27 protein-coding genes are annotated in these 24,983 nt (G+C 67.2%); 2 read left to right on the top strand and 25 right to left on the bottom strand.

Annotated elements, in window-relative coordinates:
- Positions 1-49: 49 nt before the first annotated feature.
- From acpP to MSB02_RS01440, 17 genes are all read right to left on the bottom strand, one after another.
- Entirely contained in the window at positions 50-292 is a 243-nt protein-coding gene (gene acpP, locus MSB02_RS01520) for an acyl carrier protein (protein WP_267193449.1), read from the bottom strand.
- A gap of 38 nt (positions 293-330) precedes the next feature.
- Positions 331-1,080: a 3-oxoacyl-[acyl-carrier-protein] reductase gene (gene fabG, locus MSB02_RS01515; RefSeq protein ID WP_267193448.1), complete on the bottom strand. Its 750-nt coding sequence runs from the start codon at positions 1,078-1,080 to the stop codon at positions 331-333.
- Positions 1,077-1,997, bottom strand: coding sequence for an ACP S-malonyltransferase (fabD, locus tag MSB02_RS01510; protein ID WP_267193447.1), 921 nt, complete (start codon positions 1,995-1,997; stop codon positions 1,077-1,079). Before fabD ends, fabG begins: the two co-directional genes overlap by 4 nt.
- Before the next feature lie 2 nt (positions 1,998-1,999).
- Entirely contained in the window at positions 2,000-2,947 is a 948-nt protein-coding gene (gene fabK / locus MSB02_RS01505) for an enoyl-[acyl-carrier-protein] reductase FabK (RefSeq protein WP_267193446.1), read from the bottom strand.
- Positions 2,944-3,945 (bottom strand): beta-ketoacyl-ACP synthase III, encoded by a 1,002-nt coding sequence (locus tag MSB02_RS01500; RefSeq protein ID WP_267193445.1) that lies wholly within the window; start codon positions 3,943-3,945, stop codon positions 2,944-2,946. The genes fabK and MSB02_RS01500 overlap by 4 nt, the downstream gene beginning before the upstream one ends.
- Before the next feature lie 91 nt (positions 3,946-4,036).
- Complete coding sequence (gene plsX, locus MSB02_RS01495) at positions 4,037-5,038, bottom strand: phosphate acyltransferase PlsX (protein ID WP_267193444.1); 1,002 nt, start codon at positions 5,036-5,038, stop codon at positions 4,037-4,039.
- A 29-nt stretch (positions 5,039-5,067) separates the two neighbouring features.
- On the bottom strand, positions 5,068-6,129 hold the full coding sequence (locus tag MSB02_RS01490) for a phosphotransacetylase family protein (RefSeq protein WP_267193443.1): 1,062 nt from the start codon (positions 6,127-6,129) through the stop codon (positions 5,068-5,070).
- A 2-nt stretch (positions 6,130-6,131) separates the two neighbouring features.
- A complete protein-coding gene (locus MSB02_RS01485) occupies positions 6,132-8,225 on the bottom strand; it encodes an acetate--CoA ligase family protein (protein ID WP_267193442.1) in 2,094 nt (697 codons plus the stop codon).
- A 62-nt stretch (positions 8,226-8,287) separates the two neighbouring features.
- Positions 8,288-8,464, bottom strand: a complete 177-nt coding sequence (gene rpmF / locus MSB02_RS01480) for a 50S ribosomal protein L32 (RefSeq protein ID WP_267193441.1) — start codon at positions 8,462-8,464, stop codon at positions 8,288-8,290.
- Positions 8,465-8,604: 140 nt separating this feature from the next.
- Positions 8,605-9,150 (bottom strand): YceD family protein, encoded by a 546-nt coding sequence (locus MSB02_RS01475; RefSeq protein ID WP_267193440.1) that lies wholly within the window; start codon positions 9,148-9,150, stop codon positions 8,605-8,607.
- A complete protein-coding gene (locus MSB02_RS01470; protein WP_267193439.1) occupies positions 9,147-9,608 on the bottom strand; it encodes an ATPase in 462 nt (153 codons plus the stop codon). The genes MSB02_RS01475 and MSB02_RS01470 overlap by 4 nt, the downstream gene beginning before the upstream one ends.
- Before the next feature lie 10 nt (positions 9,609-9,618).
- A complete protein-coding gene (gene coaD / locus MSB02_RS01465) occupies positions 9,619-10,110 on the bottom strand; it encodes a pantetheine-phosphate adenylyltransferase (protein WP_267193438.1) in 492 nt (163 codons plus the stop codon).
- Between the two features lie 9 nt (positions 10,111-10,119).
- Positions 10,120-10,683, bottom strand: a complete 564-nt coding sequence (gene rsmD / locus MSB02_RS01460; protein WP_267193437.1) for a 16S rRNA (guanine(966)-N(2))-methyltransferase RsmD — start codon at positions 10,681-10,683, stop codon at positions 10,120-10,122.
- Positions 10,680-12,731: an ATP-dependent DNA helicase RecG gene (gene recG / locus MSB02_RS01455; protein WP_267193436.1), complete on the bottom strand. Its 2,052-nt coding sequence runs from the start codon at positions 12,729-12,731 to the stop codon at positions 10,680-10,682. Before recG ends, rsmD begins: the two co-directional genes overlap by 4 nt.
- Before the next feature lie 69 nt (positions 12,732-12,800).
- The gene (locus MSB02_RS01450; RefSeq protein WP_267193435.1) at positions 12,801-13,652 is read right to left on the bottom strand and encodes a DegV family protein; all 852 of its coding nucleotides are present in this window, start codon (positions 13,650-13,652) and stop codon (positions 12,801-12,803) included.
- A 24-nt stretch (positions 13,653-13,676) separates the two neighbouring features.
- The gene (locus MSB02_RS01445) at positions 13,677-15,284 is read right to left on the bottom strand and encodes a DAK2 domain-containing protein (RefSeq protein WP_267193434.1); all 1,608 of its coding nucleotides are present in this window, start codon (positions 15,282-15,284) and stop codon (positions 13,677-13,679) included.
- Positions 15,281-15,646, bottom strand: a complete 366-nt coding sequence (locus MSB02_RS01440) for an Asp23/Gls24 family envelope stress response protein (RefSeq protein WP_267193433.1) — start codon at positions 15,644-15,646, stop codon at positions 15,281-15,283. Before MSB02_RS01440 ends, MSB02_RS01445 begins: the two co-directional genes overlap by 4 nt.
- Positions 15,647-15,872: 226 nt before the next feature.
- Between MSB02_RS01440 and rpmB the strand changes: the two genes are divergently transcribed.
- Positions 15,873-16,061 (top strand): 50S ribosomal protein L28, encoded by a 189-nt coding sequence (gene rpmB, locus MSB02_RS01435; protein WP_267193432.1) that lies wholly within the window; start codon positions 15,873-15,875, stop codon positions 16,059-16,061.
- Here rpmB and MSB02_RS01430 read toward each other — a convergent pair.
- From MSB02_RS01430 to MSB02_RS01410, 5 genes are all read right to left on the bottom strand, one after another.
- Positions 16,058-17,692: an HD-GYP domain-containing protein gene (locus MSB02_RS01430; RefSeq protein WP_267193431.1), complete on the bottom strand. Its 1,635-nt coding sequence runs from the start codon at positions 17,690-17,692 to the stop codon at positions 16,058-16,060. The genes rpmB and MSB02_RS01430 overlap by 4 nt on opposite strands.
- Positions 17,693-17,769: 77 nt before the next feature.
- Positions 17,770-18,426: a thiamine diphosphokinase gene (locus MSB02_RS01425; protein WP_267193430.1), complete on the bottom strand. Its 657-nt coding sequence runs from the start codon at positions 18,424-18,426 to the stop codon at positions 17,770-17,772.
- Entirely contained in the window at positions 18,423-18,992 is a 570-nt protein-coding gene (gene thiT, locus MSB02_RS01420) for an energy-coupled thiamine transporter ThiT (protein ID WP_267193429.1), read from the bottom strand. The genes MSB02_RS01425 and thiT overlap by 4 nt, the downstream gene beginning before the upstream one ends.
- Positions 18,993-19,203: 211 nt before the next feature.
- Positions 19,204-20,220 carry a murein hydrolase activator EnvC family protein gene (locus MSB02_RS01415; protein WP_267193428.1) on the bottom strand — a complete coding sequence of 339 codons (1,017 nt, stop codon included), beginning with the start codon at positions 20,218-20,220 and terminating at the stop codon, positions 19,204-19,206.
- Between the two features lie 58 nt (positions 20,221-20,278).
- On the bottom strand, positions 20,279-21,346 hold the full coding sequence (locus MSB02_RS01410; protein ID WP_267193427.1) for a PASTA domain-containing protein: 1,068 nt from the start codon (positions 21,344-21,346) through the stop codon (positions 20,279-20,281).
- 95 nt (positions 21,347-21,441) lie between these two features.
- Between MSB02_RS01410 and MSB02_RS01405 the strand changes: the two genes are divergently transcribed.
- Complete coding sequence (locus tag MSB02_RS01405; protein ID WP_267193426.1) at positions 21,442-21,735, top strand: FmdB family zinc ribbon protein; 294 nt, start codon at positions 21,442-21,444, stop codon at positions 21,733-21,735.
- On the opposite strand, the gene glpX is transcribed toward MSB02_RS01405, so the two are convergent.
- The 3 genes from glpX to fmt are packed head-to-tail and all read right to left on the bottom strand — an operon-like array spanning position 21,732 to position 24,978.
- Positions 21,732-22,697 carry a class II fructose-bisphosphatase gene (gene glpX / locus MSB02_RS01400; protein ID WP_267193425.1) on the bottom strand — a complete coding sequence of 322 codons (966 nt, stop codon included), beginning with the start codon at positions 22,695-22,697 and terminating at the stop codon, positions 21,732-21,734. The genes MSB02_RS01405 and glpX overlap by 4 nt on opposite strands.
- A gap of 23 nt (positions 22,698-22,720) precedes the next feature.
- A complete protein-coding gene (locus MSB02_RS01395; protein ID WP_267193424.1) occupies positions 22,721-24,064 on the bottom strand; it encodes an RsmB/NOP family class I SAM-dependent RNA methyltransferase in 1,344 nt (447 codons plus the stop codon).
- Positions 24,061-24,978: a methionyl-tRNA formyltransferase gene (gene fmt, locus MSB02_RS01390; RefSeq protein WP_267193423.1), complete on the bottom strand. Its 918-nt coding sequence runs from the start codon at positions 24,976-24,978 to the stop codon at positions 24,061-24,063. The genes MSB02_RS01395 and fmt overlap by 4 nt, the downstream gene beginning before the upstream one ends.
- Positions 24,979-24,983: the final 5 nt, after the last annotated feature.

Here is a 24,983-nt window from a genome sequence, read left to right as displayed (position 1 = left end):
ACCACCCGCGTGAGGGTGGTGCCGCCGCAAAGCGGCCGGTTCAGCCGCGCTAGTCCAGGTTCGTCGCGATGTACTCCACCGCGTCGCCGACCGTCTTGATCGACTCGGCCTCTTCGTCCGGGATGGACACGCCGAACGAATCCTCAAGCGCCATGACGAGCTCGACGATATCGAGCGAGTCGGCGCCGAGGTCGTCGAAGAACGACGCCTCGGGGGTGACATCGTCATCATCCACCGAGAGCTGGTCGACGATGACGTCCTTCACTTTCGCGAAGATCTCCTCCTGCTCCATACGAAACACCTCCTTCCAGCGCTGTCGCGTTGGCCCGGCTATGCGAAGGTCATGCCGCCATCAACGGCGATGACCTGACCGGTGATATATGCGGCATCGTCACTCGCAAGGAACGCCACCACAGCCGCGATGTCCTCGACGGACCCCATCCGTCCCATCGCGATCATGGACAAGGCGCCCTCACGTGCCGCGTCAGGCAGCGATGCCGTCATGTCCGTCTCGATGAAACCGGGGGCGACGGCGTTGGCCCGCACCCCACGGCCGGCCAGCTCGCGGGCGACCGTCTTCGTCAGCCCGATCAGGCCGGCCTTTGCGGCAGCGTAGTTGACCTGGCCGGCATTACCCATCATGCCTACGACCGAAGCGATGTTCACGATAGACCCCGCGCGCTGCTTCATCATGATCCGCGAGGCCGCCCGCGTGGTGTAGAACGCGCCGCTCAGGTTGGTCTCTATCACCGCATGCCAGTCGTCGTCGGACATCCGGACCAGCAGGCCGTCACGCGTGATCCCCGCGTTGTTCACGAGCACATCGAGGCGCCCGTACTCGGATACCGTGCGCTCCACGAGCGCGGCGCTCGCGTCAGGGTCGCTGATGTCGCCCTGTAGGGCGAGAGCCCTGCCACCTGCCTTCTCGATCGCCGAGACGACCTCGGAGGCTGCTTCCTCACGACCCGCGAAGCCGATCGCCACGGATGCTCCTTCTGCAGCGAGCCGTGTGGCGATGGCGGCGCCGATACCTCGCGAGCCACCCGTCACGAGCGCGACACGTCCCTCGAGACGGTTCATCCGAGTACCACCTCTCTGAGTCTTTCGGCCCCGTCTGTCTCCAGAGATACCCCTTCGAGGCCCTCCATACGACGGGTCATGCCGGTCAGCACCGCACCGGGGCCGCACTCGGCCAGCACCCCGACGCCTTCCGAGCGGAGGCTCTCCATGATGGCGGTCCAGCCGACAGGGCGGACCATCTGTGTGGCGAGGCGCTCCCTGATGAGCGGTGCGCTCGTGACGAGGGACGGGTCGGTGTTCTGCGCAACGGGGATGCGGGCGTCTGCGAACGTCACGGTCTCGAGAAGCGCGCTGAACGCGGCCGAGGCATCCGCCATGAGCGGCGAGTGGAACGCACCGGCGACGGCTAGAGACACCACGCGTCGAGCACCCGCGCCCAGGAGCGCCGCGGTAGCGCGCTCCACACCGGGATGCGTGCCCGAGATGGTCACCTGGCCCGGTCCGTTCTCATTGCCCACCCAGACGCCGTCGAGGCCGTCGATGACGGCGGCGATCTCCTCGGACGACATGCCGAGCACCGCAGCCATGGTACCGGGAACCGCCGTTGCGGCCTCCGCCATCAGTCTGGCGCGCTCGCACACCAGCCGCATACCATCATCCGGCTCCATGACGCCGGCGTAGACGAGCGCTGTCAGCTCGCCGAGGCTGTGACCGGCCACCGCACGCGGCCGCACGCCCGATGAGTCGGCGACACGCGCCCAGGCCAGCCCGGAGACGAACAGGAGAGGTTGAGCCACGCGCGTGTCGGCGAGAGCGGAGGCGGGCCCTTCAGTGGCGATCGCGCGCACAGGTAGACCGCTCACGTCCTCCGCCAGGTCGAGCAAGGATTCCGGGAGTGCCGCTGACGGCAGCGCGTCGAGCATACCCACCCGCTGCGACCCCTGCCCCGGGAAGACGAACGCTGCGCCAGCCCCCATCGTCACTGGCCCGCCCACGCGCCGAGACGCCTGAGCGTCTCTTCCGCCTCGGCCACGATACCCTCGACGATGGATGCGGCGGGCTCGATACACGACACCATCGCGGCCGACTGGCCGGCCATCAGGCTGCCCATCTCGATGTCACCCTGGCGCATGGCCTGGGCGAGCTTACCCGCACCGAGCGCCTCGATCTCGGCAGACCGGTTGTCGCGGTCGAGCTCCATGATCTGCCGAGCGAGCTTGTTCTTGAGAACGCGCACAGGGTGGCCCGTGGACCGTCCCGTCACGATCGTATCGCGGTCCCGGGCCTTGAGGACCTGCTCCTTGACCGCGGGGTGGATGGTGCACTCCTCGGCGCACATGAACCGGGTGCCGAGCTGGACTCCCTCGGCGCCGAGCGCGAAGGCCGCAGCCGCCCCCCTGCCGTCGGCGATACCGCCCGCGGCGATAACGGGGATGTCCACCGCGTCGACGAGCTGAGGCGTGAGCACCATCGTGGTGAGTTCGCCGATATGCCCACCGGCCTCCATGCCTTCCCCGATGATGGCGTCAGCGCCAATGGACTCCATCCGCTTGGCCAGCGCCACCGAGGGGACGATCGGGATCACGATGATGCCGGCGTCCTTGAGCGGACCCATGTACTTGGCCGGATTCCCGGCGCCAGTGGTCACCATCGGCACGTGCTCTTCGAGGACCATCGCCACGATATCGTCTATATGCGGCGTGAGCAGCATGAGGTTGACCCCGAACGGCCGGCCGGTGAGCTCCTTGGCCAGCTGGATCTGCTCCCGGAGCAGGTCCGTGGGCATATGCCCGGCGCCGATCACGCCGATGCCGCCGGCGTTGCTCACCGCCGCGGACAACTCGGCCGTGGCGGTCCAGGCCATGCCTCCCTGCATCACGGGATGCTCGATATCCAGCAGCGTGGTGATCCTGGTCGTGAGTGTCATTCGTTGGGCCCCTTAGTCCAGCGGACGACCGCCGCGCCCCAGGTGAGTCCGGCGCCGAATCCTACAAGCGCAAGGACGTCTCCGGGTTGCAGGTGGTCGCCAGTATACATGTCGTGCAGTGCAAGCGGTATCGACGCGGCGGACGTGTTCCCGAGCATCGCCACGTTGGAGAAGACGCGCTCAGGCGCGATGCCGAGACGGGCAGGCACCGCGTCGAGTATGCGCTGGTTCGCCTGGTGCGGAACGAGCCATGTGAGGTCGTCGGCCGAAAGCCCCGACGCTTCCAGGGCCCGCCGCGTCGTCTCGGGGATCATCCGGACCGCGAACTTGAAGACCTCGCCGCCCGACATGCGGAGCCGGTGTTCGCCGTTCGCGACACGCTCGGGTGTGCAGGGCGCGGCTGCGCCGCCGGCAGGTACGATGAGCACGTCGGCGCCCGACCCGTCGGAGCCGAGGTCGATCCCCATGACGCCGGGCTCGTCCGAGGCCTCGAGCACGACCGCGCCGGCACCGTCTCCGAAGAGCACGCAGGTGCGCCTGTCATTGAAGTCGATGTGCCGCGTGAGGGCGTCGGCGCCGATCACGAGCACCTTCCGGGCCCGGCCGGCCTCGATGACGCACGTGGCGTGGTGGAGCGCGGCGATGAAGCTCGTACACGCCGCCATGATGTCGACCGCACCGCAGGTGAGACCAAGCCTGTCCTGCGTCAGCGCTGCTGTGGAGGGCATGATGTGGTCCGGGCTGCCCGTTCCCACGACCAGGAGGTCGATGTCGTGGGGCTCCATGCCGGCGTCCGCAAGAGCGGCGCGGCCGGCTTCGACGGCAAGGTCGGACGTGGACTGTCCCTCGGCGACGATCCGTCGCTCCCGGATGCCGGTCCGGGTCACGATCCACTCGTCGGTGGTGTCAACCATACCCGCGAGGTCGTCGTTGGTCAGCACGTGCTCCGGGAGGTACGCCCCTACCCCGGTGATGGCGGCGTGTGTCATGTGGTGCATGGCCCCTCGTCGTGCGTCGCACGTGGCGCGGCGCGGCTGAATGTCCGAGTAGTGTACCCGTTCACGGGCGCACGGGCATCCCGGAGGCTGCTTATGCGTCCACCCCGGCCGAAGGCGCGAGGGACGCAGCGATCTGGCCGGTCAGGTCTCCACGTATGGCGCGGGCCGTGGCCACGACGCCACTCGCCACGGCCCTGGCGTTGGAGCTGCCATGGCCGATCATGCAGACACCGTTCACACCAAGCAGCGGCGCTCCACCGTAGACGTCCGGATCGAGGCGCTCCTTCAGGGCGATGAGCGAGGGCTGCACCACTGCGGCGGCCATCTTGGCCGCTATCGAGGACGTAAGCGCGGTCTTCACTTCACCCAGCAGCACTCTCGACAGCCCCTCGAGGACCTTCAGCGTCACGTTGCCAGTGAAGCCGTCAGTGACGATCACGTCGACGACGCCTGAAGGGACATCCGCGCCCTCGACGTTGCCGACGAACCCGGGGACCTCTCCCAACAGCGCATACGCCTCCTGTGCGAGCGCGGACCCTTTCGTGGGCTCTTCGCCGATGTTGAGCAGGCCGATCGTGGGTTCCTCCACACCGAGGAGCACGCGGGAGTACGCGCTACCCATGTATGCGAACTGCACGATCATCTCCGGTTTGACGTCGGCGTTGGCGCCGATATCGATGAGGGTCGTGGGGCGTGCTCCGGCGGGGATGACCGTGGCGAGGGCTGGCCGCACGACACCGGAGAGGCGCCCCATGCCAAGCGTCGCCGCAGCCATGCATGCGCCGGTGCTGCCTGCACTGAAGAACCCGCGGGCGCGTCCTTCGCGCACGAGGCGACAGCCGACGACGATCGAGCTGTCCTTCTTCGAGCGGACCGCGGAGGCCGGATGCTCGTCCATCGCGATGGTCTCGGTCGCGACCACCGCTGTGCAACGCTCGTGCTCGAACGAGGCGAGGACCTCCTCGGTGCCTACGAGCAGCACAGAGAGGGACGCGTCCTGCTGCAACGCCGTCCGTACCCCGTCGATGACGACGTCCGGTGCGTGATCGCCGCCCATGGCGTCCACAGCGACCGTCACTGGCTTGTCATGCACCGGTGGCTCCTCCCGCATCATGCGTACGTTCACAGACCGATGGCGCTCAGGAGCCTCTCCAGATCGCAGTGCTCCTCGAGCATCCGGCGTATTCTAGCAGCCTTGAGCGGGTCGTGGAGATGCACACGCCCGAGCAGCGCCTCCATCCGCTCCACGGCAGTGAGCGTGTCGGTGTCCACCAGGAGCATCGGCACCCCGAGATCCTCGGCACGGGCGATGACGAACGGGTCCGGCCTGAGGTTGCCGGTGAGGACGATGGCGCGGGTGCTGGTCTCAAGGGCCGCAAGCTGGACGTCGGCGCGGTCGCCTCCGGTGATGACCGCCTTGTTCGCCTTGCGACGGAAGAACCGCAACGCCTTCTCCTGACCCATGGCTCCTACCATGAACGCCTCCACCGTGTCCTGCAGCCGGTCTTCGGCGGTGATGACCACGGCATCGAGGGCATCGACGATCTCCCTGACGGTGACCGAGCCGAGCGCGGGGTCGAACGGGATCACGCCGAGCATCGGTACTCCGCGGGACTCGAGGAAGGGGACGATGCGCTCACGGGCGACGGGCAGCCGTGACTCGTGGATCCCGTTCAGGATGACGCCGCACAGCTGTTCGCCAAGGTAGTGCGCCATCCAGAGAGCGTCTTCGGGGAGGTCGGTGGGGCGTGGCCGGTCGACGAGCAGGACCGGCGCCGACAGCAGCGGACCGATATCGCCCAGGGACAGTCCGGCGCAGGTGCCTTGCGCAGGCTCGGTGGGGCCCTCTACCACCATCACGTCCCGACCTGCCGAGCATCGGTCGAACGCGTCGAGGACCGCAGGGTGCGTATCCGCCGCCTCGCCCGCCAACATGCGCTCTATGAACGCCTGGGTCCGTACGACCGGACAGACAGCGTCAAGCGGAGACGGTCGCTCCAGGACCTGGTTGACGTACAGCGCGTCCTCGTCGGTGGTCACACCGTCGACGGTGACCGGCATCGTCCCGTACGGCTTGAAGTAGCCGACGTCGTAGCCCCTGTCGGCGAGGATCCGGGTGAGTGCGACGGCGATACCGCTCTTGCCCGTGTACGGCTTCGTCGACGTGACGATGATGGAGCGCATGGTCATCCTCCGATCCCGATGCGGATGTCTGCAGCGACCGCTCCCGTTGAACGCATACCAACGATGAGCGGGTTGATGTCGAGCTCGGTGATGTCCTCGAACTCCATGGCCAACGCGGAGACGCGGCAGATGACGTCGACGATCGCCTCGATGTCGGCCGGTGCCTCTCCCCTCGCGCCGCGAAGAAGGGCGTTGCTCCTGATCTCGTCGACCATCTCCCGGGCGTCATCGGGGGTCACCGGACACATCCTGAACGAGACATCCTTCAGGACTTCCACGTAGATGCCGCCCAGACCGAACATGAGGATGGGGCCGAAGGAGGCGTCCCTGTTCACGCCGATGATGACCTCACGGCCGGGAGGAAGCTGCTCCTGGAGCGTCACGCCCCAGATGGTCGCCTCCGGGAGGCGATGCATGACCTTGCGCATGATCGAGTCGTACGCGTCCTCGACCGCATCGACCGAGTCGATATCGAACACGATCCCGCCGATGTCCGATTTGTGCAGGACATCCGGACTGGCGATCTTCATGACCACCGGGAACCCGATGGAGGCCGCGAGGGACCGGGCCTCGGACAGATCGTGTGCGAGCCCCGACGCGGGAACACGGATACCATAGGCCCCCGCGATGCGGGCGGCGGAGGACTCGGTGATGAACGTGCGTCCCGCCTCACGAGCATGATCGATCGCCTCACGCACCACGCGTGTCTCGGCCTCCACATGACGGACCGGCGCCTCGGGCCGGGCGATCCGCAAGGCGTGCCGCTGCATCGCCGCAAGGGTGGCGACCGCGCGCTCGGGGAAGGCGTATGTGGGCACGTCGTGCTCCCTGAGGTAGGTGTTGGCTTCCGCCACGGTCTGGTCGCCCATGAACACTGCCAGAGTCGTGACGCTGCTGTCCGCAGCGACCGATGCGACCGTCTGTGCGGTCTCCAGCGCCTCGGTCATGGCCTGTGGCGTCAGCACCACGATGAGCGAGCGGACCCCGGGATCCTCGACCAGGATGCGCGCGGCGGCGTCGAAGCGGCTGGCCGGAGCATCGCCGAGGATATCGACCGGGTTGTAGACGGCGGCCGCGTCGGGAAGGACCTCGCGCAGCGCGGACACGGTGGACGGCTCGAGACTCGCAAGCGTGAGCCCTTCAGCGGCGCACGCGTCGGTGGCGAGGATCGCCGGACCACCGGCGTTGGTGAGTATCACCGTTCCCGGCCCTGCCGGGAGCGGCTGCCGTGAGAAGCCTTCGGCGAGGTCGAAGAGCTCCTGGACCGTCCGTGCAGGCACGGCGCCCGCCTTGCGGAACGCCGCCTCGTAGGCGACGCGTGACCCTGCAAGACTGCCGGTGTGAGAAGAGACGGCCTTCGCGCCGGCGTCGGAACTGCCGGCCGTCAGCGCGATGAACGGGGCGTGCGAGCGCAGGCCGATGACCGAATCGACGAACGCGCGGCCGTGGGAGATCGCTTCCAGATACGCCACGACCACGCGCGTGTCGGGATCGTGAGACCACATCCGGATGAGGTCGACCTCGGAGATGTCCGCTTTGTTGCCGAGGCTCACGAAATGTGCGAGGCCGATACCCTCTCCCCGCGCCCAGTCGAGTATCGCCGTACCGAGTGCTCCGGACTGAGAGAGGAACGAGATCCCGCCCGGTGCGGGCATGATCGGGGCGAACGAGGCGTTGAGCGAGGAGCGCGTGGCGATGAGGCCGAGGCAGTTGGGACCGAGGATCCGCACGCCGCCGTCGCGGGCGGCAGCCACCAGCTCGCGCTCGATCACAGCACCCGCCGCTCCGGTCTCGCGGAACCCCGCTGAGATCACGACCGCGGAGCCGATGCCCCTGCCGGCGCACTGGCGGACGGCATCCACCGCGCCACGAGCGGGGACGACGATCACAGCCATGTCCACGGGGTCCGGGACGTCTGCCACCGAACCGTACGCGGCGTAGCCACCGATCTCCGTGGCGTTGGGATTCACGGGATAGATGGCCCCACCGTAGCCGCCCGACACGATGTTGGCGAGCACTGCGCCACCGACCTTGGAGGGGTCGCGCGACGCCCCGACCACAGCGATGCCTCGTGGAGCGAAGAGTCCCCCCGGCACTGCCGCTCGCCTCCCCTGGCCCTGAACTGAAGACGGCGCCTGTATCTCGGCGCCGTCCAGGCTTACTCGGTGTCGATGATCTCCCTGCCATCGTAGTACCCGCATGAGGGGCACACACGATGGGGAAGCTTCGGCTCGTGGCACTGTGGGCAGACCGAACGCGACGGCGCTTCCACGTGGTGGGTGGCGCGACGAGCGTCACGGGTGGCCCGTGTCGTCTTTCTCTTGGGTACCGCCATGACACGTACTCCCTTCGAGGCGCCGCATCTGAAGCGGCACGAAGATGCATTGAGGCGACCGTCAGCCGGTCGGCGCAAGGCGACATGATAGCACAGCCGCGCACACGACATGCAAGGGGCGCGACACACGCGCGGGTTGCTCACTCCTCGGCGTCGTCCGCCTCGGGGAGGAGGTCGGCCAGAGCCGCGAAGGGCGACCTCGAAAGGTCAGGGCCGCAGTCGCACGGGCCTTCGGCGAGATCCGCGCCGCAGCTAGGACAGATACCTGGACAGTCGGCATCGTGGACTGGCGCGAACGGCAGCTCGAGAGCGATGGCCGAAAGGATTGCCGCGGTGAGGTCGACCGACCCGTCAACGATGTACTCGTATTCCTGCTCCTCGGGCAGCTCGTCCTCCATGCCGGGATGCACGTAGAAGCCGTCGAGGCCGGCCGTGATCGTCAGCGGGAACTCGCGGAGGCAACGCGAACACGTGGCGTCGAGCGTCGTCGTCACCGTGCCGCTAAGGACGATCCCCGCCCCCGCCGATGAGAGCACCGCATCAAGATGAGCGGGCTCGCTCGACCTGAACAGCTCGGTCCCGAGCTCGATGTCGGGAAGCTGCACGTCGCCGACGAGCGGGATACTGGCGCCGAGGTCGTCCAGGATCTCCCGGACGTCCACGACGTAGACCGATGCTGCGCTCACTGTCCGCGCTGGGAGACCTTGCCCTGCAGGCGGTCGCGGCTACGCTGCACCGCCGTGAGGAGCTTGCCCAGGTTCACCTCGAGGTTGGCCATCATCTCGTCGGCGTAGTCCTCCGCGCCCAGGCGGACCTCACGCTCTCGAGCCCGTGCGTTGTCGAGGATGTCGGCAGCCTGCTGCTCGGCGAGCTTGACGATCTCCTGCTCTGCGGCCATGGCCTCTGCACGCGCGCGTGCCTCTTCAAGCACACGGTTGGCCTCCTTCTCGGCCTCCTCGAGCATCTCCTGCCGCTCCTTGACGATCCACCGCGCCTGCTTGAGCTCGTCGGGGAACTGCGCCCTGATCTCGTCGATCAACTCGTAGATCTTGTCCGGATCGACGATCTTGGAGTGTGACAACGGCACGTTGCGGCCGCTGTCGATGAGTTCTTCGATACGGTCGATGAGCGCCAAGATATCCATGCGTACCTCCCTAGAGGGACTGGTGCAACCGCGAGGTCAGCGCCTCGCATACTGCGTCTGGCACGAGCCCTTTCACCGACCCGCCGTGGCGGGCGATCTCCTTAACGGCCGACGAACTCAAATACGCGTACTCGGGGATGGACATGATGAACATCGTCTCGACGTTCTGGTCGAGACGGTAGTTCAACTGGGCCATCTGGAACTCACGCTCGAAATCGGTCACAGCGCGGAGTCCCTTGATGATGACCTTTGCATCCATCTCCTGCGCGAATTCTACTAGAAGTGAATCGAAAGGGAGTACCCTTACGTTCTCCAACTGCGTGAGCGCGTCTTCGATGAACCCGACACGCTCCTCGAGCCCGAACAGAGGACCGCCGCCCTTGTCCGGACTGAGTGCTACCCCCACGACGACCTCGTCGAAGATCGCCGCAGCGCGCTCGATCACGTCGAGGTGTCCGTTGGTCACCGGGTCGTACGTCCCCGGACACAGTGCTCGGTTCACGTGGATGGGTCACCCTTCATACCGTGCGAACGAAACCCCGGTGTCCCCATACCGCTTCTGCGAGATGAGGACGAACCCCTGCCGGGGAGCCGCGGCGGAATCCCACCGATGCTCATACACGACGATACACCCCGGACTCAACCACCCGGAACTCCCGAGCGCTTCCAGGACCTGCCACTCCTCGGCAGGCACTATCGTATAGGGAGGGTCCGCAAAGAGCAACGCCGCCGCCGGGCCCGGTGAGGCCGTGGCCAGGCGTGACGCGTCGGTCTGCACGACTTGCCAGCGCTCAGGCGGTGCTTCGACAGAGGCGAGGTTCTTCCGGATCGCTGCCAGCGCCCGACGGTCACGCTCGACGAACGTCACGTGGCGCGCGCCGCGGGACAGCGCCTCGATGCCGAGCGCGCCGCTTCCCGCATAGAGGTCGAGCGCCGAGACGTCGTCCAGGTCGCCCAGGATCGAGTACAGCGAAGAGAAGACCGCCTCACGCACCCGGTCGGTCGTAGGTCGTGTGCCGGAACCAGGCGGCGCCGTCAGTGGACGCCCCTTCCATTGTCCACCGATGATCCTCATCCGCTGCTCGTCCACTCCCACGCGGCCCCGACGCGCAGCGCCGCATCCTCCCGCAGCGGGACGTGGGCCGCATCATCGAGGTGTGGATCCTCCGCCATCAGCGCGGCCGCGTCCTCACGGGCCGCGTCGAGCAGGTCGCCGTCCGTGGCGAGAGACGCGAGCCGCAAACCAGGGACGCCGCTCTGCCGCTGGCCAAGGACCTCCCCCTCGCCGCGGAGGCGGAGGTCGAGCTCGGCGAGCTCGAAACCGTCGTTGGTAGCTGCGATGGCTTCCATGCGGGCGCGACCGTCCTCGGTCTTGGGATCCGCGAACAGAAGGAACGTCCCCGGCCGTTCAGCGCGTCCGATCCTGCCTCGGAGTTGATGGAGCTGCGCCAGACCGAACCGATCCGCGTCCTCCACGATCATGACGGTCGCGGCCGGAACGTCGACACCCACCTCGATCACGGTGGTCGCGACCAGGACGTCAGTCTCCCCGGATCGGAAACGCTCCATCGCCTTGATCTTCTCCGCCGAGGACATCTGCCCGGTGAGCAGTCCGACACGCAGATCGGGGAAGACCTGCCGCTGGAGACGGCGAGCCTCGGTCGTGGCGGCTCGCGCCTGCGTGGCGTCGCTTTCATCGACCAGAGCGCACACGACATACGCCTGTTCGCCGCGGCCGACCGCGTCCTTGACCGACTGGTAGGCGTCCGCGCGTCCGCTCATCGGCACCACCCGCGTCGACACGTGATCCGCCGTCCGTCCTCCCGGGCGCACCCGAAGATAGGTGGTGTCGAGGTCGCCGTAGAGTGTGAGCGCAAGACTCCTCGGGATGGGCGTTGCGGTCATCACGAGGAGGTCCGGAGCGACGCCCTTGGCCCGCAGGGCGAGCCGCTGCTGCACACCGAAGCGGTGCTGCTCGTCGACCACCGCGAGAGAGAGCCGCTGGTAGACGACGTCGTTCTGGATCAGGGCGTGCGTCCCGAACACGACCGTCGTGCTCCCGTCGGCCAGGCTGGCGAGGATGCGATCGCGATCGCTGCGCTTCGTGGATCCGGTCAGCAGCGCCCAGCCGACGCCGGCGCGGTCGAGCAGCGGTCCCACCGCCCGTGAGTACTGCATGGCGAGCACCTCGGTGGGAGCCATCATGGCTGCCTGGGTGCCGGAGTCTGCGCACGCGGCGAGCGCATGTGCCGCGACCACGGTCTTCCCGGTACCCACGTCACCGAGCAGCAACCGGTTCATCGGACGTTCCGAGGCCATATCGCCGAGGATATCGCGGAGCGCACCCTTCTGGTCCCCGGTCAGCTCGAACGGCACAGCGGCCGCGAGGGCGTCGATCGCGGGACCTGCGACCTCGTGAGCGATTCCCGCGATGTCGTCCACGACCGCCTGACGACGTCTCCCCATCGTGAGCTGCACGGCGAACAGCTCGTCATACGCGAGCCGACGGCGCGCGCGATCCACGTCGTCCGGAGTCCCGGGAAAGTGGATGTCGCGTAGCGCCGTCGCTAAGGGGACGAGGGCCCTCTGCGCCCTGATGCGGGCAGGAAGGGGATCCGGGACATCACCCGCCAGCGTGAGCGCCTCCGTGACCAGGCGGCGGATCCAGTTCGTCGAGAGCCCCTCGGTTGCCCGGTGGACAGGCAGGATACGCGCTATCCCCGGACCGTCTCCATCGTCGTCCAGCCGCTCAACGAACGGACTGCGCATTTGCTTGAGTCCGTACTCGAACACCACCGTACCGGCGAATGCGACGCGCTCACCCACCCTGAACCTGCTTGCCATGTAGGGCTGGTTGAACCAGACGCCTATCAGCGCGCCAGTCCCATCGACAAGGGCGATCTCGGTGATGGACAGACGCGGCCGCGGATGTTTGACCTTGATGTCGTGGACACGTCCCACGACGGTGGCATCGACTCCCGTGGGCACCGACCGCATATCGGCCACGGTGCTGAGATCCAGATACCGGAACGGGTAGTGGCGGACCAGATCGCCGATCGAATCCACCCCGAGCTTCGCGAGCGCCTGAGTGCGCTTGGTGTCCACCATCGGCATCGAGGACACGGGACGACCGCCGGATGCGGACGCGACCGCCCGTCGGGACGGCCCTTTACGCGGGCGGCCAGCCATCGCCTATCGCGCCGCGTAGAAGGCCGCTCCGACCGCACGTGGACCGGCGTACGTGCCGATCACGGCGCCGACGGTGACATCGACGACACGCTCCCACTTCACGCCGGTGGCGTCGATCGCCGCGGCCAGCTCCTCGGCGAGTTCAGGAGCCTCCCCGTGCAGGATGCCCACCCGCACTGCGCCCTCAGCGCCCGCTTCAGCTACCGCGGCGGCGATCTCCTGGATGGCCTTCTTCGTCCCTTTGACCTTCTTGTACGGGACGATGACGCCCTCATCATCGAACATCAGCACGGGCTTGATGCTGAGCATCGAGGCCGCGAGTCCTTGGGCCTTTCCGGCGCGTCCTCCCTTGACCAGGTAGTCCAGCGTGTCGAGCGCGAAGAGTGTGCGCTCGGCGTCGGCGGCTTGCCTCGCCGCCGCCTCGACACCGTCGAGGTCCGCTCCCTCGCCGCGCGCATCCACCGCTGCCATCAGCGGAAGGGCTGCTCCGACGTTCACGGAGTGTGTGTCGACGACCCGGACGGGCACATCGACCATGCCTGCGGCCAGGTTCGCCGACTCGATGGTCCCGGATACTGCGGCGGAGAGATGCACTGAAACGATCCCGGAACAGCCTTCGGCCGCGAGGCGCCGGTAGACCCCGGCGAATTCGGCCGGCGATGGCTGTGACGTCTTGGGAAGCGTCTCCGCGACACGGAGCTTGTCGTAGAACCGCGAGGCCGCCAGGTCGATCCAGTCAAGGAACGTCTCATCCCCGAAGGTGACCTTCAGCGGAACCATCAGGACATCGTGCTCTTCGCACCATGACGGCCCGAGGTCACATGTGCTGTCACAGACGATTCCGATGCGGCTCATGAGACCTCCAGTGTGTTGTGGGTCCTACTCGATGGCCAGGAGCACCGGGTAGACCGGCTGGCCACCGCGATGCCCTTCGATCTCAAGGTCGGGGTAGCGCTCCGAGAGCGCATCGACGAGGGAGTCGAGGGAGTCGTCGTCGAGATCCTCGCCGGCCAGGACGGTGAGCGTCTCGCCATCCTCACGGATGACATCCACGACATCGCTCGCCACGCGCACGACATCATCACCGATGACCTCGATCTCGTGATCGACTATCCCGATCACCTGCCCTGTCTTGATGGCGCCGGCCTTGCCGTTGGAGTCTTTGACCGCTGTCGTGACCTCCGCCGTCCTCACGGACAGGGCGGCCTCCTTCATGGTCTCCGCGATCGAGTCAAGATCATCGGAACCGTCATAGGACAGCAGCGCAGTGAACGCTTGCGGCACGGCGGTCGTGGGCACCACGGCCACAGGACGGTCAGCCAGACCCGTGACCTGCTGTGCCGCCATGATTATATTGCGGTTGTTGGGCAGGATCACCACCGACGCCGCATCCACCCTGCCGACGGCCTCGAGAAGTTCGGCCGTGGACGGGTTCATGGTCTGGCCACCGCTGACGACCACATCGGCCCCCAGGCTCGTGAGGATCTCCGCGAGACCGTCGCCGGCGGCAACGGCGACGAAACCTACCGGCTTGGCCGGGGCGGCGTCCCGCTTCAGTCCACTGGTACGGTCCGCCGTCTGTCGGCGCATGTTGTCGACGTGTACCTCGGAGACCTCTCCAAGATGCGTGGCCCAGCCGAGGACGGCGCCAGGGTCATCCGTGTGAACGTGGATCTTGTATGTCTCCCGGTCCCCGACGACGAGCTCCGAGCCTCCCTGCGACGAGACGTACTCCTCGATGACCGAGCGGTCGGCCTCGACCCCGTGCAGAAGGAACTCCGTGCAGTAGAGGTATTCCTCGTCGTTCCAGTCATCCACGGGAACCACGCTCAGCGGCCCGGTACCGGTGGAGATGTCACGCTCCCTGAACTCATGTCCCTCAAGTGCGGCCACGAAGCCCTCCATCAGGATCGCCAGTCCGAAACCGCCTGCGTCGACGACGCCGTTCTCCTTGAGCACGGGGAGCAGCTCGGGTCCGCGACGGACCGAGTCGTACGCGGCCTGCACCACGAGGTCCAGGAACTCGTCCAGGGATGCCTCGCTCCCGACTGCGGACCGGGCAGCGGAGGACGCATCCTTCAGGACGGTGAGCATCGTCCCCTCGACCGGCTTGCGCACCGCCTGGAACGCCACCACCACGCTGCGCTCGAGAGCCGAGGCGATGGTGTCGGGGGTGAAGGCTGTGGCCGTGCCGGCGACCTCGCACAACCCGCGCAGCATCTGGCTGAGAATGACGCCCGAGTTGCCACGGGCGCCCATCAGCGAGCCGTGGGTGATGGCCGATGCGACATCCGAGACCGGAGCGTCGGCAGCGAGTTTGGCGAGATCGTTCAGCACCGCGTCCATCGTGAGCGACATGTTGGTGCCGGTATCGCCGTCAGGAACCGGGAACACGTTCAACCGGTTGACCTCTTCGACGCGCTCCTTGAGGGCTGTCGCCGCAGCCGCGAACAACTCCTGTCCGCTGATGTGTACGTCCGTCGTCATGCGCGCTCCGTCTTCTTCCGGACCTTGATGCCCTGCACATGCACACGTACGTCTGCTACCTGGACGTCGGCGTCATGCGTGAGTGCGTATCTGACCCTGTCCGAGAGGTTCCTTGAGACCTGGGTGAGGTTCGTGCCGTGCTCGACGACCACGTACAGGTCCACGATCACGCTGCGCTCATCGGTGTTGCTGATGAGAACGCCTTTGCGCAGCTTGTCCCTTGACAGGAGTTGGGCGACACCCTCACGAAGCGATGGGCTCGCCATACCGACGACCCCGTAACACTCGAGCGCGACGAAGCCGGCGATATCCGCCAACACGTCGTTCGCGATGGTGACGGTCCCGCGCAGTTCAGACGCCATGGCGTGACCTCCTTGAAGTGTCTGGTGTGTCCGCTGGACGGACGATTGCAGTAGTATAGCGAAACGCGCGACCGCACGCGCCCGGGCCTCCCCGTGACGCCCGGCGGGGCCGCCAGTGCCTCCGTGAGCGGCGCCTTTACCGGGGATGCCGCCTATGCTATCCTCGCTAGGCTTTGCCGACACCACGGCGGTACGGCCGCCTCGAAACACGAAGGACGGGACGACGATGTCCAAGGTTTGCAGCATCTGTGGCAAGCACCCGACCGCCGGGCGCAACGTGAGCCACTCTCATCGCGTGACCAACCGCATGTTCCACCCCAACGTGCAGAAGGTCTCGGCAGTCGTTGACGGCAGCGTGAAGAAGATCAACGTGTGCACGAAGTGCATCAAGGCGGGCAAGATCACCCGCGCCTAGAACGACCCACCGATCGAACGAGGGACCCGGTTCGTGCCACCTCGAAGGATGTCCGCCAGTGCGGACACCACCAGAGGGTCGAACTGGGTCCCTGCTTTGTCCTGGAGCTCCCCGAGCGCTTCGGATGTGCTGCGCGCCGTACGGTATGGCCGATCCGACGTCATGGCCACATAGGCGTCCGCAACGGCAAGGATGCGCGCACCCAGCGGGATGGCCTCCCCGCTCAACCCGTCGCCGTAACCGTGGCCGTCGAACCATTCGTGATGGTGGTACACCATCGGAACCACGCTTCTCAGTGCCGGCGCCTCTTCGAGGATCTCCGCCGCGATGTGGGGGTGCAGCTTGAGGAGCGCGCGCTCGATCGTAGTGAGCGGCCTGTCGCAGTGCCGCACGCCGTCACCCACCGACGACATACCTATGTCATGCAGGAGCGCGGCGATCCGGAGAGCGTGCTGCTGGTCGTCCGGGAGCTGGAAGACCTGTCCGAGCGCCTCGGCGTATTGCAGCACCCGCTCGGTGCCGCCTCCCGAGTACGGATCCTTCGTCTCAAGCGCGATGGCGAGCGCCTTCAGGGTCTCGAAATGGATCTCGCGTGACTCGGCCACTGCGTGAGCGTTGCGGTACGCCGTAGCGGTCTGCTTGCCCAGAAGCGCGATGGTCTCGAGGTGCGCGTCGGTGAATCCGCCAGGATACGAACGCATCCCCACGTTAAGGACACCGACGATGCCGTCGTCATCCGCAAGCGGGACGGACGCGGCCGAGCGCACGCCATGCCGCCGGGCACTGGGACTCCGCTCGGCGAGATCCTCCACCAGGAGCGGCTGCCCGCTCGCGAGGACCCACCCTGCTATACCCTCGCCTTCGCCGAGGTCGGTCTCTTGGACGACGTCATCCGGCAGGCCTCGTGACACTGCGATGCTGAGCCGCCGCGTCTCGGCGTCCGCGAGCATGATGCTGCCGGTCTGGGCCCCGCTCACGTCCATGGCGCGCGAGAGCGCGGTCTCCAGGACCTCACGTGGATCGAGGATGCGGCTGAGCTCGCGGGCCGTATCGACCAGTGAATGCGCAGTTGCGAGACGCTGGTCGGCTACGTACAGCGCGAGGGCGCCGGTGAGAGAACCGCGCAGGAGGGCGGTCCTCTCAGGCAGGGACGTCATGTCGGGCTCATCTATGGAGTGCAGGTCGATGGCCGCGACTCCGACCGTATCACCCGCCTCGAGGGGCATCGCCCAGCGCCAGGTGGTGGTCTCCTGACCCCCGATGCGCATCCGCGCCACAGGCGCATGCGTGGCGGTCATCGTGCGGAAGGAGTGGCCGACAGGATCGTCGTCCTCGAATCTGATCGGTGTCCCGGAGGGAGCGAACGGCCCGTTCGCATCGATCAACCGCAGCGTGCCCGATCGCTCGTCGGCGAGCCAGAGGTGTGCCGCCGCTACCTGTCCCGCCGATGCGGCCGCATCCTGCAGACATGCCAGGACCACCTGAGTCTCGATCGACGGGGGCACCCGCACGACCGGGACCGCGTCCTTACGCGGCGCGCGGGCGTCACGCCGGTGATCGCCCGGAGAGCGATCGCTCGCCGGTACCCTCCCGTCGCTCATCGGCGCATCGTTGTCGAAGCGGTCCCCCACACGACCTCCAGTAGGCATACCGTCGTAGGCGCGCGAAGCGCCTCTCGCCTAGACTATCGGCCGCCAGCGCCCGACACTCAAGTACGCTCTCGCGACACGGTCACCAGGAGCTGCCCGTCGTGGACCGTGACCACCTGCTCTCCCGCGGTCGCCACGTTGCTCAGACCGACTGAGGAGAGCGGGTCCAGGACGTGCCCGCTCAAGGGGTAGAGTACGCCCTCCAGCGTCACGGTCGCGCATCCGCCCAGGGCGAACACGCTGATCGTCGTCCCGGGCTGAGCCCGAAGCGAGAGTCGCCCGCCTCCGGCTTCAAGCGCGTGCATCGCCATGGACGGTTCGTCTGCGCAGCCTCGCAGGTCTGCGGAACGAAGCAGCGTGCCGAGTGCGGCGAGGGTGTGATCGATCCTGGCGGAGTACGCGGCGGTGAACGTCACGCGGCCAGCGCCGATGGCCCGCGCTTCCTCCAGGGCCAGGTCGAGGTCGCTCGCATCCTTCTCGGCCGGATAGCGTACGATCCGCGCTCCAGCGGAACGCGCTTCTTCGAGACGCGCTTCGTCCACGGAGTCGAAGTCGCCCACGCAGACGTCGGGGACGCGCCCCGCCTCAAGGCAGAGGTGCAGCCCGCGGTCCGCCGCGATCACCACATCGGCGGTCGCGATCACCGATGCGTAGTGAGTGCCCCGCCCAGGCTCAGGCGCCGCACCGACGATCAGCACATGCGGCGCAGCGGTCACCGTGGGTAGCCTCCGTAACGGCGCAGGAGCGGAGGCAGCACCGCGAACGTGACAAGCGCGCTCGCAACCGCGGAGAAGAGCACGAACGTGTTGTACGCGAGCGAGTACGCTAGCGGCGCCTGGCCGGCCTCGATCGCGTAGCTGGAGAAGAACACCAGCCCCGAGATCACGTGCGCCGCGTATCGGCCCAGCGCGCCAAGAGCGATACCAGGGACGATAGCCTGCCACGACAGTGACGCGTAGCGATCCTGGGACGCGAGCGTGGAAGCTCGGACCGCGAAGAGACCGGCGAGACCGCACAGGCCATATGCGACCGGGTAGTCGAGCAGCACCTGGATGGGATGGAAGACATACGGCTCCAGCATGAGATCGACGAGCCCGTACACCGAACCCGCGGTGATACCTACGAGCGGTCCCCTCAGAAGCGCCAGGACGAAGATCGGCAGCATGGTGAAGGACAGGCTTCCGCCTTGCGGCATCTGCCACACGCCGATCAGCCCGAGGACCGCGGACAGCGCCACGGTCAGGCCGATCTCGGCGATGGTACGTACGCGTGAATTCTGCATCAGCGACACCTCTCCAACGTGGATATGCCGCACGGGAGAGCGACGCGCGAAGGTCGCGTCGATGACGGATACGCTCCGTGGTGCTGCCCCGCATTACCGGGACAGTCGTTCGGTCGCGACATCGGTCGCCTCTCAGCCGCCGCAGCAGCTCCCGATACGGTTGGTCAGAACACTGGTGATCGTGCCACAGAGTGCGCGCGAGGCGCAAGGATCACTGCATGGCACGCAGGTACGGGTAGGGATTCACCGCCGCGCCGCCGTTGGGGTGGATCTCGAAATGGAGGTGCGGCGCACTCGCCGATGCGTTGCCCGTGCTCCCCACGTATCCGATCACCTGACCGGCGGTCACGCGCCCGGACGTGACGGCATAGCTGTCGAGGTGTGCGTAGTAGAACGCCCAGCCATTATCCGCCGTGAGCCAGATCGTCTTCCCGCCGAGGCTGTTGGACTTGGATCGCACCGTGCCGGACAGGACAGCCACGCACGGCGTGCCCGTGGACGCCATGATGTCGGTGCCCTTGTGCGTGCGCCCGCCCGACCGGGCGGCGCCCCAGGTGTCGTTGTAGTAGTTGGGCCCGCGTACCGGGAAGACCATCCCGTTGGGACCGGCCTTCGCGGTCGTCGTGCCGGTTCGCGCCTTCTCACGCGCGATCGCAGCGGCGAGTTCCTTCTTCAGCTTGTCGTACTCGGCCTGCTGCGCCTTCAGCTCACGCTCGATCCTGTCGGCTTCCTTCTTGAGCGCGGCGGCCTCTTCGGCCTGCGATTCCTCAAGAGACGCCAGCTCGGCCCGCTGGGCGTCGAGCTCCGCCCGCACTGTCTTCACGGCACCGATGATATCGGCGTCCTGCTCGCTCACGCGCTGCACGTACTCGAGACGCAGCAGCATCTCGTCGAAGTCGTCGGCCGAGAACAACACGGCCATGTAGTCGGCGCCGCCGCTGCGGTACATCTCCACGGCACGCTCGGACAGGCGCTGGTTCACCTCGGAAAGACGCGCCTCCGACTCGCCTATCTCGCGGTCCACCTCGGCCATGTCGGCCCGGGTCTGGTCGAGTTGCCAGTACGCGTCTGAGTACGCTTCGCCGGCCTTCTCCACGTCCTCTTGCAGCGCCTTGATCTGCTCCTGGAGCTTCTGTACCTCTGTGGGCTCCGCGAAGGCCACAGAGCCGAGCGCAAGGAGCACCACGAGCACCGCGGCCGTTATGACCCTGATAGAGCGACGTCCCACAAGCTCTCCAAACTCCGTCCACCTACGAACGGACATGTAGTCTACACCATGACCGGGCTCATCGCTGCCCGTACGCTTCTCCCAACCCCCGGTACAGCCCCCTGGCGACCTCATCGGCCCACCCGGGATCGTCGAACCGCGCACGATCGGAAGCGTCGCGCGGATCGCCGAGCCCCACCCGCACAGCGATGCCCGGGAACGCTTCGAGCACATCGTCCCGGATCGCGCCGGACGTGTTGACGCGTACGCCTGGCAGACGCATCGCGGCCGTCATGGACCGGGCGAGCGATGCGGCCGCCCCCTCGGGATCGTTCACCGGGTAGGACACCGTGATACCCGGACCCTTGCCGGGCGCGACATCGACGGTCACGAGGACCGCGGCGGTGGACTCCGCCGAGCGCGTGACCCGTTCACTCTGAGGCATCGCGAGGGCGGCGGAGTTCCGGGTGAGGGTCGCCTGGGCTCCTGACGCCTTGAGAAGCGCGGCAAGACGTCGCGCCACTTCCAGGGCCGGGTCCTGGCCTTCTCCCGCCTCGCCGGGGGAAGGATCCAGCAGCACCGACACCCCATCCAGCGCGAATGGAAGCAGCACGTGGGCCGGCGCCGCGGCCCCGGGCACGGTGAGGCGGACCGTGTCACCCGGGTGAAGGAGCGTCCCGGGAGAGGGGAACATCTCCAGCACTGCCGTTCCGCTGGTCTCTTGTGAGTCAGGCTTGAGTGTGACGGTGAGGCCCATCCGCTCCAGCTGGCGTGACGCATCGTCAAGGTCGACGCCCACGACATCGGGTACGGCGATGGTCTGCGTCCCCGCGGACACCACGACCTCGACCGTCGTGCCGCGGGTGACGCGCGCCCCGGCCATCGGGCGTTGTGAGAGGACGATATCCGCCGCGTGCTCCGCAGAGACCCGTGACCCGGCCAACCGGGGAACGAGATCGGCGGCCCGGATCTCCGCCAGCGCCGCCTCGGAGTCCATGCCAGTGACATCGGGCGCCTCCACGAGTCGCGACCGGTGCACCATCACACCTGCGGCGACCGCCCCTCCGATGAGCAGCACGATCACGATGCCCGCCACGATCGCGGCTTTGGGCACCAGGGACCGGCGCTTATGGGGTGTCTTCTTCACGCGAGGGAGTATAGCAACTGCCCTGCCGGTCTTGCCGCACGGGTGTGGCGCGGGTATCCTGCACTTCCGTTGGATCACGCTCTCCTGGAGGAACCATGCCCGCGTACGACTACCGCTGCACGAAGTGCGGTCTCGACTTCGAGGTGAATCGTTCGATCACCGACCGCGAGCCGGTGAGTTGCGCCTCGTGCGGATCGGACGCGAAGCGTGTGTTCAGTCCTGTCGGCGTGGTGTTCAAGGGATCCGGCTTCCACAACACCGATTACCGGACCCGTCCACAGGAGAAGGAGTCCTCCCCTTCCGGGAAGGACTCCCCCGCATGTACGTCGCAATCCTCTGGCTGCGCGGGTTGCGCCGGCGCTGACACCGGCTCGGGCTCCACCGACTAGTCTCTCCGCACCCAGAACTTCTCGGCACCCGCACGGTGCACCGTCTCGACGAAACGCACCGTGCCTGTGCTGTTCTCCATCGCGATCGAGTGCGTCCTGGACCCTTGCCCGAAGTACTTCACGCCCCGAAGAAGCTCCCCGTCGGTGACGCCTGTGGCGATGAACGCAGCCTCATCGGTGTTCACAAGGGTGTCCATCTCCAGGATCCCGTCGATATGCGGGGTACCCATCGTGATCGCACGCTGCCGCTCCTCTTCGTTCCTCCACGCGAACCGCCCCATGAAGCAGCCCCCGATGCACTTCATCGCAGCACATGCCAGCACTCCCTCTGGAGCCGCGCCGATGCCAAGATACAGGTGTATGCCGGTACCTTCGATCGCGGTCGCCACCGCACCGAACACATCGCCGTCGCTGATGAGGCGGATACGTGCTCCCGCAGCACGGACCTCGGCGATCAGGTCTCTGTGCCTGTCCCGGTCGAGGATACACACCACGAGGTCTTCCACCGGCCGCTTCAGTGCCTTGGCCACGTTGCGGATGTTCTCCGTGGGGCTGAGATCGATATGCACCGCATCAGCGGCAGCCGGACCAACGGCGACCTTGTTCATGTAGGTGTCCGGAGCGTGCAGGAGCGACCCGTTCGGCCCGAAGGCCAGCACCGCAAGCGAGTTGGGCTGACCGTACGCGGTCAGGTTGGTGCCCTCCAGCGGGTCGACCGCTATGTCGATCGGCTCGCCTCCGCAGCCGACCTTCTCGCCGATGAACAGCATCGGAGCCTCATCGCGCTCCCCCTCACCGATGACGATCGTGCCGTCCATCCCTACCTGGTTGAACGCCGTACGCATCGCCTCGACAGCGGCGTCGTCAGCCGCATGCTTGTCGCCCTTGCCCATCCAGCGGCCCGCGGCCAAAGCTGCAGCCTCGGTGACCTCGAGCATCTCGACGATCCGGGTGGTACGCATAGCGCCTCCTTCTGTTCCTGAGGTCATGAGGTGCCGCGGCGCAACACCGCGACGTAGTGTCCGTCGGGACCTCCCACCGACGGACATGACAGGAATGCACCACTCCTATCCAGGAAGGTACCCCACTCGGGAGGGACCAGTGGCGCGATCGACTCGGCGACGAGATCCTCCCCGGACCCGGCGCCCAAGAACCGCTGTACGACCGCACCGTTCTCCCGCGTTGACACGCTGCACGTAGAGTACACCACGCGGCCGCCCGGCCGGACCACGCGCCCCAGCGCCGCCAGGAGCTTCGTCTGCAGCTCAGCCATGCGTGGGATGTCTGACGGCTCGAGTCTCCAGCGCTTCTCCGGGTACCGGCGGAGCGTACCGAGACCGCTGCAAGGAGCGTCGAGCAGGACGCAGTCGAACGAATCGGGGCCGAAGATGTCGACCGCGTCTAAGGCGTCTCCCGTCACGATGCTCACGTCCGGCACAGCCGACGAAGACAGGCGCTCCCGGAGCCGTTCGGCCTTGCCGCCGTGGAGCTCCAGCGCGGTGATCGATGCACTGCCGCCGGCCCTGACAGCGATCGACTGGAGCGCGCAGGTCTTGTTCCCTCTGCCCGCTCCAACGTCGAGTATCCGCTCGCCAGGGAGCGGCGCACATGCCCGAGGCGCCATCTGCGCCGCCGCATCCATCGCGAACCATCCCGCCTGCGGCCCCCGCGAGAACGCGCCCGCCGGCTCGGTCAGCTCGAGGCAATCGGGGTCCACGGGGCAGGCGCGGGGCGCGGCGGGTTCCAGCGAGCGCAGGGTATCGGCGATGGGCGCGGCGAACGGATCGAGCCGGACGTAGGTGGGCGCGACGTCAGAGCACGCCATCAGCGCCGCTCGTCCCCGCTCCTGCCCGAAGGCGTCGAGGTACTCATCCACGATCCAACGCGGGCAAGCGCTCGCGCGAGCGAGTGCGTCCTTGTCTGTTGCCGGATCGCCCCACGGGAACCCCTCGGCACGCTCGGCGATGCGCCGTGCGACCGCGTTGACGAGACCTGCCGCCTGGGGGCGGATCCTGCGGGCGGCATCGACCGCCTGATCCACCACGGCGTACACGGGCGCATGACTGAAGAGCGCCTCATACGCGGCGACACGCAACACGTCCCGGATCCTCGGCTCTATGGAGCGGTCGATGTGCATGTCGATCGCCTCGTCAAGGACACCCTGGGCACCAAGAACGCCGTACACGAGTCTCGTCGCAAGCGCCGCATCGCCGCTTGGGAGTGGATGCGCGCGCAGCTCGGCAGAGAGTGCGGCTCCACTGAACGCCGCGTCCTTGCGTACCCGGGCAAGGACCCGCAATGCGCTCTGACGCGCGGGTGCGACGGTCACCTGGTGCACCGCCAGCAGACGTCGGCGGCGAGCCGCGCTCCGCGAGCCCAGTCCCTTCCCGACATGTCGCCCTTACCCGCGGGGCGCAACACGTCGAGCCGGAGCGCGCCGCCGCTGAAGCCGAGAACTGGATACCCGTCAGCGAGACAGAGTCCCCCGGGGGCTACGTCCGCTTCGACGGGCGTGGCCCGCTTCACAGTGACCTCGCGGTCGCCCAGGCAGGCGCGGGCCGGCGCGCGGCGCGTGGCGGCACGAACACGACGAAAGGCCTCGTCCACGTGCAGTTCAGGGTCCAGGGCGACGTCGTCCTTGGTGATCTTCGCAGCGTACGTCGCTTCGCCTGCGTCCTGCGGTGTCCACGTGACGCTGTCAGGAAGACCCGCCAACACCTCGGCCAGCGCATCCGCCCCCAGCCCGGCGAGCCGCAGCTCGACCTCATCGGCATACAGGTCTTCGATGGGAAGCGTGCGCTGAAGGGCGTACGGACCGGTGTCGAGGCCTTCTTCCATGAGCATGATGCTGACGCCGGTCTCACGGTCGCCGGAGAGGATCGCCCGCTGGATCGGTGCGGCGCCGCGATATGCCGGCAGCAGCGACGCGTGAACGTTCAGGCAACCGTGTGGCGGGACGGACAACACCGTCGGAGGGAGCAGCATGCCGAACGCGGCGACACAGATCGCCTCCGGAGAGGCATCGCGGATGTCCGAGACGGCATCGTCGTCGAGGCGCGCGGGCTGGAGCACGGGCAGGCCGAGCTCGAGAGCGCGCTTCTTCACGGCAGAGTAGCGGCTGTGACCTCCCCTGCCGGACACACGGTCGGGCTGCGTCACCACGAGGGCCACGTCATGCCGCTGCGCGAGCATGTCCAGCGTCGGCACCGCGAAGGCCGGAGTGCCCATGAAGACGATCCGCATGCCCT

Origin of the sequence: Anaerosoma tenue, assembly GCF_023161965.1 — a bacterium.
In the GTDB taxonomy this organism is placed as follows: Bacteria; Actinomycetota; Coriobacteriia; order Anaerosomatales; family Anaerosomataceae; genus Anaerosoma; species Anaerosoma tenue.
This window is presented reverse-complemented; position numbering and strand designations above follow the sequence as displayed.